Here is a 13,145-nt window from a genome sequence, read left to right as displayed (position 1 = left end):
TCGAATCAGGCTTGGGCGGCCGCCGTGTCGCCGAGCCACTTGTACATCACCAGGCAATCGACGAAGCCGAGCCGCGCGTGGCGATACGCGCGCGGCAAGCGGCCGACGATCTCGAAGCCGAGCTTCTGCCACAGCGCCACCGCCACCTCGTTGGTCGCGACCACCGAATTGAACTGCATTGCAAGAAAGCCGCGTTCGCGCGCCACCTGCTGCGAGTGCTCGCACATCAGGCGGGCGACGCCCTTGCCGCGCGCGGCCTCGCCAACCATATACCCGCAGTTGCACACGTGATTGCCGGGCCCGGCCGCGTTCGCCTTCAGGTAGTACGAGCCGAGCAGCACGCCATCCTCCTCGGCGACCCACGTGCAGAGCGGCGCGTCGAGCCACTGCGCGCGAGCGGCCTCCCGCGTCGCCGCCGGATCGAATGCATAGGTCTCCTGCGCGGTGACGATCGCGTGGTACGTGGGCCAGAAGCGGAGGAAATCGTCTTCGGTCATCGGGCGAAGCGTGATCATGCGGGTTCTCTCGTGAAGGGATCGGGAAATGTGCGTGCGAGTCGACGCGCGTGGCGCGACACGGCGTCGGAGCGTCATTGCGGGCCGCCGTCGCGCAACAGGCCGCTGCGATAAGCGCCCGGCGGCACGCCATACCAGCGCTTGAACGCCTGCGAGAAACTCGACAGGTCGCTGAAGCCGAGCCGCTCGGCCACCTCCGTCAGCGACAAGTGCGCATCGCCGAGCAGCGTCTCGGCCATCATGCCGCGCGCCTGCGCGAGCAGCACCCGGAACGTCGTGCCTTCTTCCTGCAGACGGCGCTTCAGCGTGCGCGGGCTCGTGCTCATCAGCCGCGCCATGTCCTCGAGCGAGAACGGCACGTTACCGGGCGCCGCCGTCAAATATTGCCGCACCATCTCCGACGTGCCGACCCGCGCGCGCCGCGCGTCGACCAACTGGCTGCACATCTGCTCGCACATCGAAACCGTCAGCGGGTTCGCATGCGGCAGCGGCCGATCGAGAAACGCGCGATCGAATGCAAGGCTGTTCGCGCGCGCGCCGAACGCAGGCTCGACGCCGGCGATGCGCAGCACGGGCGTGGAAGCGGACGCGCTCGTCGCACGAGCAGCCTGCATGGTGAAGCGCGACAACGCGAAATCGCCCCCGCCGATCTCCTGCAGCAGCACGGCCGCGGCCGCCATGTCGCGCTCGACGAGGAACCGGCTCAGGCTGGCATCGAGCTCAGGCGCGCCGAAATTCAGCACGCCCGTCTCCGGCTCCTCGCGGTACGTGATCACCGTGAACGCATACGTGAGGGGCAGGAAGCGCATCGCGAGCGCCAGCGCGTCGCGCGCGGTCGCGCTCGCGATCAGCCCGTAGCCCCACACGCCGTACGCGGAGAAGTGATAGCGCCGTCCGACCTCGAACCCGAGGCCCGGCGCGCGCCCGAGCGCGCGCAGCAGGTTGCCGGTCAACCGCAGTTCCTGCGCGGCCGTCACCTCGACCTTCGGATCGTCGAGCTGCGCGTCCACGAGGCCCGTGCCGGCCAGCAACTTCGTGCGCGGCACGCCGCGTTCGTCGCCGAAATCGACCAGCAGCCGCGCGCTGGCCGGACTCCGGGTGAAGTCCCAGAAGCTCATGCGGAGAAACCCTCGAAGCGCCGATTTGGCCCAAATACTAAAACAATTGTCCCCAAGCAGCATTGGTGTTTTCCCATGCGGCCCGCACCATCGGCGTCATCAGTCGTCGCGTGAACGACGCCAACGCCCCCCGGAGGAGACACCATGCGACCGAGTCGCCCATCCGACCTCGCCGCCCGCCTCGAACCCCCGCGCAACGCATTCGACCGCTGGCATCGCGGGCCACGCTCGCGCGCGCGGCACGAGTCCCGCAACGACACCGGGCGCCGCAGCCGCAGCGCGCCGTCCGACAGGCGCTTCGACCCGCCGCTGCACGCGCAGGCGTGCAGCGCGTGAACCATCGACCATCGGGAGACGATTTCATGAGCACAACGTTCGATTACATCGTCGTCGGCGGCGGTTCGGGCGGCTGCGTCGTCGCGGGGCGCCTCACCGAGGACCCGGCCGTCACCGTCTGCATGCTCGAGGCCGGCGGCCGCGGCGACAACGCGATCGTCAACGCGCCGACCGGCGCGGTCGTGATGCTGCCGACCCGCGTGAACAACTGGGCCTTTGACACGGTGCCGCAGCCGGGGCTCGGCGGGCGCATCGGCTATCAGCCGCGCGGCAAGGCGCTCGGCGGTTCGTCCGCGATCAACGCGATGGTCTACATTCGCGGCCATCGCGTCGATTACGACGGCTGGGCCGCGCTCGGCAACGAAGGCTGGTCCTACGACGACGTGCTGCCGTACTTCCGCCTGAGCGAGCACAACGAGCGCTTCGACGACGCCTTTCACGGCCGCGACGGCCCGTTGTGGGTCAGCGACCTGCGCACCGGCAACCCGTTCCATGCGCGCTACCTGGAAGCGGCGCGACAGGCCGGCCTGCCGCTCACCGACGACTTCAACGGTGCGCAGCAGGAAGGCGTCGGCCTGTACCAGGTCACGCAGAAGCACGGCGAGCGATGGAGCGCAGCGCGCGCATACCTGCTGCCGCACATCGGCCGCCGCGACAACCTGACGGTCGAAACGCACGCGCAGGTGCAGCGCATCCTGTTCGACGGCACGCGCGCGACGGGTGTCGAGGTGCGGCAGCGCGGCGAGGTTCGCACGCTGCGCGCGCGGCGCGAAATCGTGCTTGCGGCGGGCGCGCTGCAGACGCCGCAGCTGATGATGCTGTCGGGCGTCGGTCCGGCCCGCGAACTGCAGCGGCTCGGCATTCCGGTGCGCACCGACCTGCCCGGCGTCGGCCGCAACCTGCAGGATCATCCGGACTTCATCCTCGGCTACCGCGTGCGCGGCGTCGACACGATGGGCGTGTCCGCGCGCGGCGGCCTGCGCATGCTGCGCGAGTTCGCGCGTTTTCGCCGCGAACGGCGCGGGATGCTGACGTCGAATTTCGCGGAAGGCGGCGGCTTCCTCAAGACGCGGCCCGGCCTCGATGCGCCCGACATCCAGTTGCACTTCGTCGTCGCGCTCGTCGATGATCATGCGCGCCGGCTGCATGCCGGTCACGGGCTGTCGTGCCACGTGTGCCTGCTGCGGCCGCGCAGCCGCGGCTCGGTCACGCTGCACAGCGCCGATCCGCTCGCCGCGCCGCGCATCGACCCCGCGTTCTTCGACGATCCGCTCGACCTCGACGACATGGTCGCCGGCTTCCGGCTCACGCGCACGCTGATGGAAGCACCGGCGCTCGCCGAATGGATCACGCGCGACATGTTCACCGCGAACGTGACGACCGACGACGAGATCCGCGACGTGCTGCGCCGGCGTACCGACACCGTGTATCACCCGGTCGGCACGTGCCGGATGGGACACGACGCGCTCGCGGTCGTCGATCCGCAATTGCGCGTGCATGGCGTCACGGGGCTGCGCATCGTCGATGCGTCCGTCATGCCGACGCTGATCGGCGGCAATACCAATGCGCCGACGATCATGATCGCCGAGAAGGCCGTCGACCTGATTCGAGACGTGCGACGCGTGCCGGCACGATCATCCGCCAACGCGGAATGCGAAGCGGCGCTTGCGCCAGCGCATCGCGACGCCGTTCCTGCATCGTGTGATTCGCACGATGCGATTCATACCGAGGAGACCCGCCATGTCGTCGCCTGAAGCCTCCCGTTCCGCCGAACCGGCCGCGCCGCTGTCGGCAATCATCATCGGCGCCGGCTTCGCCGGCATCGGCATGGCAATCGCACTGCAACGCGCCGGCATTCGCGACTTCGTGATCGTCGAACGCTCGCACGACGTCGGCGGCGTGTGGCGCGACAACCGCTACCCGGGCGCCGCGTGCGACGTGCCCTCGCATCTGTACTCGTTCTCGTTCGAGCCCAACCCGGACTGGTCGCGCGTATTCGCGCCGCAGCCCGAAATCCATGCGTACTTGCAGCATTGCGCGCGCAAGTACGGCCTCGCACGCCATCTGCGTTTCGGCGCCGACGTCCAGCGCGCGCAGTATGACGAGGCCCGTGCGTTGTGGCACGTCACGCTCGCCGACGGCACGACGCTCAGCACCGCCATGCTCGTCAGCGGCACGGGACAATTGAGCCGCCCGGCGATGCCCGACCTGCCCGGCATCGACACGTTTCGCGGCCGCGCTTTCCACTCCGCGCACTGGGATCACGACTATCCGCTCGCGGGCAAGCGCGTCGCCGTGGTCGGCACCGGCGCATCGGCGATCCAGTTCGTGCCCGCGATCGCCGGCGACGTCGAGCGCCTCGTCGTGTTCCAGCGTTCGCCGGCCTACGTGATGCCGCGTCCGGACCGCGCGTATCGTCCGTGGGAGCGGGCGCTGTTCCGCCGGCTGCCGTGGGCAATGAAGCTGCATCGCGCGTCGATCTACGTGCGCTACGAATCGCGTGCGATCGCGTTCACGCGGCTGCACGGGCTGATGGATGTCGCGGTCGGCCGGCCGTTTCTCAAGCTGCTCGCGCGCGACGTGCGCGACCCTGCGCTGCGCGAACGGCTGACGCCCGACTATCCGATCGGCTGCAAGCGGATCCTGCTGTCGAGCGACTACCTCGCCGCGATCGACCGCGACAATGTCGAGCTCGTCACGCAGCGCATCCGGCGCGTGACCGAGACCGGCATCGAGACCGACGACGGCGTGCATCATCCGGTCGACGCGATCGTCTACGGCACCGGTTTCGCGGCGACCGCGTTCCTGTCGCCGATGCGCATCACCGGCCGCGACGGCCTCGACCTGAACGACGCCTGGCGACGCGGCGCGCAGGCGTATCTCGGGCTCACGGTGCCGGGCTTCCCGAACTTCTTCATGCTGTACGGCCCCAACACCAACCTCGGCCACAACTCGATCGTCTACATGCTCGAAAGCCAGATCGCGCACGTGATGCGCTGCGTGCGCGCGCTGCGGCGCGACGGCGCACGCGCGATCGACGTCGATCCGCGCCGCTACCGGCGCTACAACACGCACGTGCAGCAGCGGCTCGACGGCTCGGTGTGGAGCGGCTGCAAGAGCTGGTACGTCGATGCGTCCGGCCACAACAGCACGAACTGGCCCGGCTTCACGCTGACCTATCGATGGATCACGCGCTTCACGGGACTGTCCGCGTACCGCTTCACGCAGCCGCTACCCGACACCGCCACGCCGGTACTCGGCGCCGTCACGCCGACGCACGGCACCGTTATCGCGCCGCCCGCCGGCCGCGTGGAAGCGCTTGCCGCCGCGTCGTTGCGCGGTTTCCTGCGCGTCGCGTTCCGGCCGCTGATCGGGCCGCCGTTCGGCGCGCGCATGCAGCGCCGCGTCGTCGCGTTGCTGTCGCCGCTGATGCCGGGTGCGAGCGGCACGCTGCGCTACCGGACGTCCGCCGCCGGCGTGCCGGTCGAAGTGATCGCGCCGAAGCACGGCGACGCGGGCGGCGCGATCCTCTACCTGCACGGCGGCGCGTTCTGTCTCGGCGGCCCCCATACCCATCGCGGCGTGACGACCCGGCTCGCGGCCGAAGCCGGCCTGCCGGTGTGGGTACCCGACTATCGGCTCGCGCCCGAGCATCCGAGCCCGGCGGCGTTGAACGACGCGCTGGCCGCATACGACGCGTTGCGGGTGCAGGGCTACGCGCCGCACCGGATCGTGATTGCGGGCGATTCGGCCGGCGGCGCGCTCGCGCTGGCACTGGCCATCGCGCTGCGCGAGCGCGGCGAGCCGGCCGCGGCCGCGCTGCTGCTGATCTCGCCCGTGACCGACCCGACGCTGGGTGGCGAAACGCTCGCATCGCGCCGCCACGACGATCCGATGATCCGGCGCGGCTGGCTCGAGCAGGGGTTGCGCTGGTATCACGGCGCAGGCTCGGCTGCGGCGCGCGGCCCGCTCGACACCGATCTGCGCGGCTTGCCGCCGATGCTGGTGCAGGCCGGCGATCAGGAAGTGCTGCTGTCGGATGCGCAGCGACTCGCGACGCATGCGCTCGCCTGCGGCGTGCCGTGCCGGCTCGAGATTCATACCGCGCGCTGGCACGTATTTCATCTGCAGGCGTTTTACCTGCGCTCGGCTCGGGACGCGTTGCGCACGCTGGCAGGGTTTGCTGCGCAGCGGGTAGCGGCGACGGCGACGACGCCGTGAAGTTCCGGCGTTGCCGGCAAGTGCTTCACGCTTGGCGAATACACGACCGGCGTGCACATGGACATGCCCGTTGCGTGGGGCAAGCCGATCGACTTCTGCTCGCGGCACTCGAGACGGTCGGCCTGCGCCTGTCCGTCGTCCCCGCGCAACCGGCGCACGCCCGATGCGCCGCACGCACTTCAAGGCTGCACCATCCACACGAGCAGCATCGCGGCCGGCGCCGCGCTCATCCCCGCAGGCGGCTGCTCGATCGTCGGCTCGATCTTCAGCGCCTGCGCGATCGTCGCCGCATCGTCGACGGTCGTCGTGCGCACGATCGTCATCAGTCGCGCGGGCCGATGCAGCGTCTCGCGATACAGCGCGCCGTACCACAGCGGCCGCGTGCCGAGCGCGTCCTGCAGCACATACGGATAACGCCACAGCCGCAGTACGAGGCGGCTGTCCGGACGGGCCGGATCGACACGCACGAACACCCGGCGCGTGCTTTGGCCATGCGTGTAGCGCGGCAGCACGGGCAGCGCATCGGCCGGCGCCTGCGGCAGCAGCCAGCGCAGTGTCGTGGCGGGCGACCACGGCGTCGCGCGCTGCCAGCCGGCCAGCGACAGATGGCGATCGAGCGTGTCCGACGTCGCGCACCATTGCAGCGGCAGATATTCCTCGCGATCGCCGCCGATCTCGGAGCGCCGCGTCGGCACGCGCTGCCACCCGCCCCGCAGCCACTGATCGACGGTCATCGCGACGACGTCGCCCACGTGCGGACGCGCCGCCCGATCGAGCTGCCATTGCGCGGGCACGGTCCAGACGCCGGTCGTCGCGAGCACGACGAGCACCGCGACGAGTGCGCCCCGCGGCTGCACGTGCTCGCGCACGCGCCAGTACGAATAGGCGCCCGCCAGCATCGCGAACCACGCGAGCCCGAGGCTCCAGCCGCCGAGCAAGCCCGACAACCACGTATCGCCGACGTACAGCCGCGCGAAACCACCGAGCACGATCCACAGCACGACCGCCGTCACGACCGGGATGCGCCACAGCGCCGGCCGGTCGCGCGTGAGCACCCAGCCGATGCCGCTGCTCGCGAGCATCGCGAACGCCGCATCGGCGTCGGGCAGCGGCATGTGCAGCGCGCCGGGCGGCAGGTTCGCGGGCATCGTGCCGGGCAAGCCGGCGCCGAACGCCGGCACGAGCACGACCGCGATGCCGACCGTCGCGAGCCACGATGCGGACGTCACCCAGCAGCGATGGATCATCAGCCAGACGAGAAATGCGGCCGCGACGATCAGCCCGGTATCGTGCCCGTGCAGCACCGCGAGCGCGCGCATCGCGGCATCCACTGGCGGCGTGCGCAGGTTCTGCAGGAACGCATACAGCGCGATGTCGGCGTGCATCAGCGGATCGTTCGCGACGACGTCCTGAACGATGCCGGCAAACAGCCACACGCAGCCGACGAACAGCAGCGCGAACACAGGCACCGCGCCCGGCAGGCGGCGCACGCGCACGAACATGTCGTGCACCCGCGCGCCGAACCGCGGCCAGCGGCGTATGCACGCGTACATGGCCGCGACGAGCGCGTGGTGCAGCAGCGGCCAGCCGCGCCGCAGCGCGACACGCACGCCGATCCACACGAGCGCGACCAGCGCGGCAACCACCAGCAGAATCGCGGCGACCCGCACGCTGATCGCCGCGGCCAGCAGCGCCGACGCGCCGAACAGGATGCCCGGCGCGATGTGCACCGGCGCCCAGATCAGCGCCGACACGACGTTGACCGGATAGAACGACCGGCGCGGCAGCGTCGCGCACCCCACGACCACCGGCACGACCGCGCGCACCGGCGCCAGGAAGCGCGCGAGCACGATGCTCTTCGTGCCGTGGCGCAGCACGAACTGCTCGCCGCGCGCATACGCATCCGCGTAGCCCAGCCGGACCCATCCATTCCGGATCGCACCGCCGTAGTGGCGTCCGAGCTCGTAGCTGATCCCGTCGCCGACGATCGCGCCGGCGGCCGCGACGCCGACGACCGTCCAGCCGTCGAGCGCGCCCGCGCCAATCAGCGTGCCGGCCGCGAACATCACGGCACCGGCCGGCACGACCGTGCCGATCAACGCGATCGCCTCGGCACAGGCCGTGGCGAACACGATCGCCAGCACCAGCGCCGGGTGCGCGCCAATCGCACTGAGCCACGCGTGGATCGTGGCGCTCATCGCGGGCCGCGCGGCGTGGCGGCGCGACGGTTCCGCATCGGGCCGGCGATGGCGTGAGGAAGGTTCATGGGCGTGTGTGCGCGTTCGCGCCGGCCGGTGGCGTCAGTCGAACTCGTGCTGTCGCGCGTCGGCCTCGAGCGGCGCGTCGTGGTAGCCGACGGTCGCGATCTCGTGCAGATAGCGCGCGAGAAACGCGCCGATCGACCCGGCTTCCTCGTACTGATGCACATGGCGGAATTCGTGCGTGAGCAGGCGTCGCGTGTCGTGGCCGCGCAGCACGAACACCGCATGGCCGAGCGTGAGGCCGATCGTCCCCGGCGACAGCAGACCGGTGTCGCGCGCGATCGCGCCCAGTGCCGGCGTGTCGGGGAACGGCAGCCGGTCGGCGACCACGACGCGGATTCGCTCCGGTTGCGCGACGCCCACGGTACGCGCGTCGTCGGCCTGCGCGGGCGTCAGCGGCACGCCCCGTGCGAGCCCGTGAGCCGCCTGCGCGTCGGCCCACGCGACGGCGGCGGGCAACGCGGACGGCAGGATGTCGGCAAGATCGATCATCGTGGCGGCTCCTCGGGTCTGGACGATGCAATCGGGCACCAGTTTATCCCTGAATCAGGTTGGGCCGCGAGGCACGCCGCCTGCCCGGCCGTGACGGTTCCTCGGGAATACCCTCCCCGTCTGCCCCTACCGCCCGAGCCATTTCACGACGATTATTTCGCTTCAAGACACATTCGCCCCCCAGATGTCTCAAAAATGTCCCGCGGGAGCACCACTTCCCGATTCGGCGGCATATATTGATCAGAAGAACCGCAGCCGCGTCATCCAAAAGAGGGCCGCTAGATGATCAGGGTAATTCTGGCTGACGATCACGCAGTCATGCGAGACGGACTGCGTCACATCCTGGAAACGGCCGGCGGTTTCGAGATCGTCGGCGAGGCGAGCGACGGCGCGGCCACGCTCGCGCTGGCCGAGCGTTGCGCCGCCGACGTGCTGCTGCTCGACCTGTCGATGCCCGCGCCGACCGGTATCGAGCTGATCCGGCTGGTCAAGACGCAGGTGCCATCGCTGCGCATGCTGGTGCTGACGATGCATGCGGAAACGCAGTACGCGGCGCGCACGTTCAAGGCCGGCGCGACCGGCTACCTGACGAAGGACAGCGCGACCGCCGAACTCGTCCAGGCCGTCACCAAGGTCGCGGCCGGAAGCGTGTACGTGAGCGCGTCGGCGGCCGAGAGCCTCGCGCGCACGATGCGCGCGCCGTCCGAAATCCTGCCGCACGAGCGGTTGTCCGATCGCGAACTCGACGTGATGCGCCGCATCGTCGCGGGCCAGACGGTCACGCGGATCGCGGCGGACCTCACGCTGAGCGCGAAGACGGTCAGCACCTACAAGACGCGCATCCTCGAGAAGATGGAGCTGCCGCACGAAGCCGCGCTGGTGCGCTACGCGATGCGCCACGATCTCGATCTCGGCATCGACGACGCATGATGCCCGCATTGCGCTTCCGCCCGGCCGCGGCCGATGACGACGACGCGTCGGAGCCGTCGCGCCTGTTCATGTCGTCGCTGCCGCCCGACCGGCGGGAGCGGCGGCTCGCGATTGCGACAGTCGTCGTGTCGGCCATGATCTTCATCGCCCTCGCGCCGTTCGCCGGCATGCCGCTTGCCCACGTGTCGGGCTTCATCCCCGTGTACCAGTCGGCGATCGTCGTCAACGACATGGTGACGGCCGGCCTGCTGCTCGGCCAGTACGCGATCCTGCGCGAGAAATCGCTGCTCGCGCTCGCCGGCGGCTACCTGTTCACGGGCTTCATGGCCGGCACGCACATGCTGACCTTTCCGGGGCTGTTCGCGCCGACGGGCCTGCTCGGCGCGGGTGAACAGACCACCGCGTGGCTTTATCTGTTCTGGCACGGTGGCTTTCCGCTGGCAGTCGCCGCATACGCGCTGCTGCGCGCGGCCCCGCGCGCGCATCCGCCGTCGCTCGAGCAGCGCCGCGCGGCGATTCCGCTGCTGCTTTGCATCGCCCTGACGGCCGGCGCGACCGGCGCGCTCGCACTGCTCGCGACCGCCGGCCACGACCTGCTGCCCCGCATCATGCAGGGCAACCGGATGGCCTCGACGATGACGAACGCGATCGCGGTCGTCTGGGCGCTGAATCTTGCCGCGCTCGTGCTGATGTGGCGGCAGCGGCGCCATCATTCCGTGCTCGACCTGTGGGTGATGATCGTGCTCGTCGCATGGCTGTTCGACATCGCGCTGTCGTCGATGCTGAACCACGGACGCTTCGACCTCGGCTTCTACGCCGGGCGGACCTATGGGCTCGTCGCGTCCGGTGTCGTGCTGTTCGCGCTGCTGTTCGAGAACGGCCGGCTGCATGCGCAGACGGTGCGCGCGCTGGCCGGCGCGCGCTATCAGCACCTGCTCGTCGTGCAGAAGAGCGCGCAGCTCAACGAGGCGAACGAACGGCTCGAGCAGCGTGTCGCAGCCCGCACCGCGCAGTTGAGCGCGTCGAACCGTGACCTGCGGCGCGAAGTCGAGGAGCGCGTGCGCGCGGAGCGGGCGCTGCAGGCGTCGCGCGAGGAGCTGCGCGAGATCGCGGCGATCAGCGCGAGCGCACGCGAGGCCGAACAGCGCCGCATCGCACGCGAACTGCACGACGAACTCGCGCAGACCCTCGCGACGCTGAAGAACGATCTCGAATGGCTGCTCGACCACGTGCCGCAGGACGATGCGACGCTGGCGCGCAAGATCGCGGCGATGCATGCGCTCGCCCGCGGCGCGGTAACGGCCACGCGGCGCATCGCGTCGGACCTGCGCCCGCTGATGCTCGACGACCTCGGGTTTGCGGCCGCGATGCAATGGCTCGTGGAGGATTTCCGGCACCGACACGGCATGGCGTGCGCGCTGCACGTCGAGCCGGGCGAATTGCACCTCGACGAACCGTATGCGACGGCCGTGTTCCGCATCGCGCAGGAAGCGCTCGCGAACGTCGCGCGGCACGCGGCTGCGTCGAGCGCGACCGTGGCGCTCGTTTATCGTGACGAGACGATCACGCTGACGATTCGCGACGACGGTGCGGGATTCGATCCCGGTGCGCCGCGCAAGTCGGGATCGTTCGGGCTGGTCGGTTTGCGCGAGCGCGCGTATCTCGTCGGCGGGACGCTGCGGATCGATACGACGCTCGGCGAGGGAACGACGGTGGAGGTGGACATTCCAGTGGCGTCGGCGCATGTGGCGATCGCGCATGAAACACCGGGGGCGTCGCGGACGCACGGGTAAGGGTGAGGATGCAGCGGCGGAATGCCGCTGCGGGGGTCAGTCGTCGTCCTTTCCCGCTGGCGACGAACGGTCAGGATGGTGAGTTGTTCGAACGTTTTCGTCGATCGTCGCCACTCGCCCAATCAATTTCCATCGCCGCGCGAGCGGCTTTCAGCATCGTCCCAGGTTGGATCTGGACATCGCCCGCTCCGAGCGCGACCACGCGACCAGCGCGCCGAACCCGAGCAGTGCGAGGCACACGATCGGCACGATCATCGGGCCGAACGCGGTGCCCGTCACCTTGCCCGCGAACGGCATCAGGTTCTGGCTGAAGAAGCCGCCGAGGTTGCCGATCGAGTTGATCGCCGCGACGCTCGCCGCCGCACGCGCGCCGGTGAAGTAGCGCGGCGGCATCGACCAGAAGCAGGGATACAGCAGCGGGATGCACGCACCGCCGAGCACGAGCGCGATGAAGCGCAGCGGCGTCGACGGCAGCACGAGGCTCAGCAGGAAGCCGAGCGCACCGAGCGCCGCGACGATCGCGATCGTGCGCAGGATGCTCTTCGCGCGGCGCAGCTTCGACGGCAGCCACAGCAGCAGCAATACCGCGAGCGCCCAAGGCAGCATGCTCAACAAGCCGTTCGTGCTGCTCGACACGCCGAACGACTTGACGATCGTCGGCAGCCAGTACGTGACGCCGTACAACGACGTCGACATCAGCATGTAGGTCGCCGCGAACAGCATCACGCGCGGATCGAGTAGCGCCTTCCACGGCTGGGCATGCTCGGCCTGCACCGGCTTCTCGCGTTCGAGCGCGGCTGCGACGATCTGCTTCTCGCGTTCGTCGAGGAACTGCGCATCGCGGAACGACGCCGGCAGCACGCGAAACACGACGATCGCGACGATCACCGCCGGGATGCCCGTCGCCACGAACACCCACTGCCAGCCCGCGAGCCCCCACACGCCGTTCAGGCCCAACAGCACGCCGCCGACCAGCGAGCCGAGCATGTTCGCGAGCGCGCTGCCCAGCGTGAAGATGCCGAGCACCTTCGCGCGGTAGCTCTGCGGAAACCACAGCGTCAGGTAATAGATCACGCCCGGATAGAAGCCGGCCTCCGCGATCCCGAGCAGGAAGCGCAGCGAACAGAACGCGGGCATCGACGTCGTGAAGCCCATCAGCACGGTGATGAGGCCCCACGTCAGCATGATCCGCGCAAGCCACACGCGTGCGCCATAGCGATGCAGCGCGAGCGTGCTCGGCACCTCGAACAGCAGGTAGCCGATGAAGAACAGCGACGACGCGAGACCGAACGCGGCCTCGGTCATCCCGAGGCTGTGCACCATCTGCAATTTCGCGAAGCCGACGTTCTGCCGGTCGATGAACGCGATCAGGAACATCACGACGAGGATGGGCAGCAGGCGCCGCGCCATCTTCGACATGATGCGCTGCTCTTCGGCGGACGCGGGGTCCAGGGTTTCGGTGGTATTCACTGCGGGCTC

10 protein-coding genes are annotated in these 13,145 nt (G+C 69.6%); 5 read left to right on the top strand and 5 right to left on the bottom strand.

All coding sequences use genetic code 11. The annotated features are described in order from the left end of the window. Nucleotides 1–5 precede the first annotated feature (5 nt). A complete protein-coding gene (locus DIE11_RS00670; protein ID WP_124620821.1) occupies nucleotides 6–515 on the bottom strand; it encodes a GNAT family N-acetyltransferase in 510 nt (169 codons plus the stop codon). A 74-nt stretch (nucleotides 516–589) separates the two neighbouring features. Beyond that, nucleotides 590–1,633 (bottom strand): AraC family transcriptional regulator, encoded by a 1,044-nt coding sequence (locus DIE11_RS00665; protein WP_124620819.1) that lies wholly within the window; start codon nucleotides 1,631–1,633, stop codon nucleotides 590–592. 144 nt (nucleotides 1,634–1,777) lie between these two features. Here DIE11_RS00665 and DIE11_RS00660 point away from each other — a divergent pair, with 144 nt between their 5' ends. From DIE11_RS00660 to DIE11_RS00650, 3 genes are read left to right on the top strand one after another with little or no spacing between them, the layout of a single operon-like run. Continuing rightward, complete coding sequence (locus DIE11_RS00660) at nucleotides 1,778–1,969, top strand: hypothetical protein (RefSeq protein WP_124620817.1); 192 nt, start codon at nucleotides 1,778–1,780, stop codon at nucleotides 1,967–1,969. Nucleotides 1,970–1,995: 26 nt separating this feature from the next. Continuing rightward, a complete protein-coding gene (locus DIE11_RS00655) occupies nucleotides 1,996–3,723 on the top strand; it encodes a GMC family oxidoreductase (protein WP_124620815.1) in 1,728 nt (575 codons plus the stop codon). Continuing rightward, nucleotides 3,710–6,190, top strand: a complete 2,481-nt coding sequence (locus DIE11_RS00650) for an alpha/beta hydrolase fold domain-containing protein (RefSeq protein WP_124620813.1) — start codon at nucleotides 3,710–3,712, stop codon at nucleotides 6,188–6,190. Before DIE11_RS00655 ends, DIE11_RS00650 begins: the two co-directional genes overlap by 14 nt. A 179-nt stretch (nucleotides 6,191–6,369) precedes the next feature. Here DIE11_RS00650 and DIE11_RS00640 read toward each other — a convergent pair whose 3' ends face one another. Continuing rightward, nucleotides 6,370–8,388 (bottom strand): LssY C-terminal domain-containing protein, encoded by a 2,019-nt coding sequence (locus DIE11_RS00640; protein ID WP_124620811.1) that lies wholly within the window; start codon nucleotides 8,386–8,388, stop codon nucleotides 6,370–6,372. A gap of 102 nt (nucleotides 8,389–8,490) precedes the next feature. Next, on the bottom strand, nucleotides 8,491–8,943 hold the full coding sequence (locus tag DIE11_RS00635) for a hypothetical protein (protein ID WP_124620809.1): 453 nt from the start codon (nucleotides 8,941–8,943) through the stop codon (nucleotides 8,491–8,493). 282 nt (nucleotides 8,944–9,225) lie between these two features. On the opposite strand from DIE11_RS00635, the gene DIE11_RS00630 reads away from it, so the two are divergent. Together DIE11_RS00630 and DIE11_RS00625 are read left to right on the top strand one after the other, a co-directional pair. Continuing rightward, entirely contained in the window at nucleotides 9,226–9,873 is a 648-nt protein-coding gene (locus DIE11_RS00630) for a response regulator transcription factor (protein ID WP_124620807.1), read from the top strand. After that, on the top strand, nucleotides 9,870–11,666 hold the full coding sequence (locus DIE11_RS00625) for a sensor histidine kinase (protein ID WP_124620805.1): 1,797 nt from the start codon (nucleotides 9,870–9,872) through the stop codon (nucleotides 11,664–11,666). The genes DIE11_RS00630 and DIE11_RS00625 overlap by 4 nt, the downstream gene beginning before the upstream one ends. A gap of 150 nt (nucleotides 11,667–11,816) precedes the next feature. On the opposite strand, the gene DIE11_RS00620 is transcribed toward DIE11_RS00625, so the two are convergent. Continuing rightward, complete coding sequence (locus DIE11_RS00620) at nucleotides 11,817–13,136, bottom strand: MFS transporter (protein ID WP_124620803.1); 1,320 nt, start codon at nucleotides 13,134–13,136, stop codon at nucleotides 11,817–11,819. Nucleotides 13,137–13,145: the final 9 nt, after the last annotated feature.

The organism is Burkholderia sp. Bp9012 (genome assembly GCF_003853825.1).
Classification (GTDB): domain Bacteria; phylum Pseudomonadota; class Gammaproteobacteria; order Burkholderiales; family Burkholderiaceae; genus Burkholderia; species Burkholderia diffusa.
Note: the sequence above shows the minus strand (reverse complement) of the source record. Positions and strands in the feature narration are given on the sequence as shown.

What these genes read in the sequence shown, in the direction of transcription:
- DIE11_RS00670 (WP_124620821.1), bottom strand. Translation starts at nt 515, where the DNA reads ATGATCACGCTTCGCCCGATGACCGAAGACGATTTCCTCCGCTTCTGG.
- DIE11_RS00665 (WP_124620819.1), bottom strand. Translation starts at nt 1,633, where the DNA reads ATGAGCTTCTGGGACTTCACCCGGAGTCCGGCCAGCGCGCGGCTGCTG.
- DIE11_RS00660 (WP_124620817.1), top strand. Translation starts at nt 1,778, where the DNA reads ATGCGACCGAGTCGCCCATCCGACCTCGCCGCCCGCCTCGAACCCCCG.
- DIE11_RS00655 (WP_124620815.1), top strand. Translation starts at nt 1,996, where the DNA reads ATGAGCACAACGTTCGATTACATCGTCGTCGGCGGCGGTTCGGGCGGC.
- DIE11_RS00650 (WP_124620813.1), top strand. Translation starts at nt 3,710, where the DNA reads ATGTCGTCGCCTGAAGCCTCCCGTTCCGCCGAACCGGCCGCGCCGCTG.
- DIE11_RS00640 (WP_124620811.1), bottom strand. Translation starts at nt 8,388, where the DNA reads ATGAGCGCCACGATCCACGCGTGGCTCAGTGCGATTGGCGCGCACCCG.
- DIE11_RS00635 (WP_124620809.1), bottom strand. Translation starts at nt 8,943, where the DNA reads ATGATCGATCTTGCCGACATCCTGCCGTCCGCGTTGCCCGCCGCCGTC.
- DIE11_RS00630 (WP_124620807.1), top strand. Translation starts at nt 9,226, where the DNA reads ATGATCAGGGTAATTCTGGCTGACGATCACGCAGTCATGCGAGACGGA.
- DIE11_RS00625 (WP_124620805.1), top strand. Translation starts at nt 9,870, where the DNA reads ATGATGCCCGCATTGCGCTTCCGCCCGGCCGCGGCCGATGACGACGAC.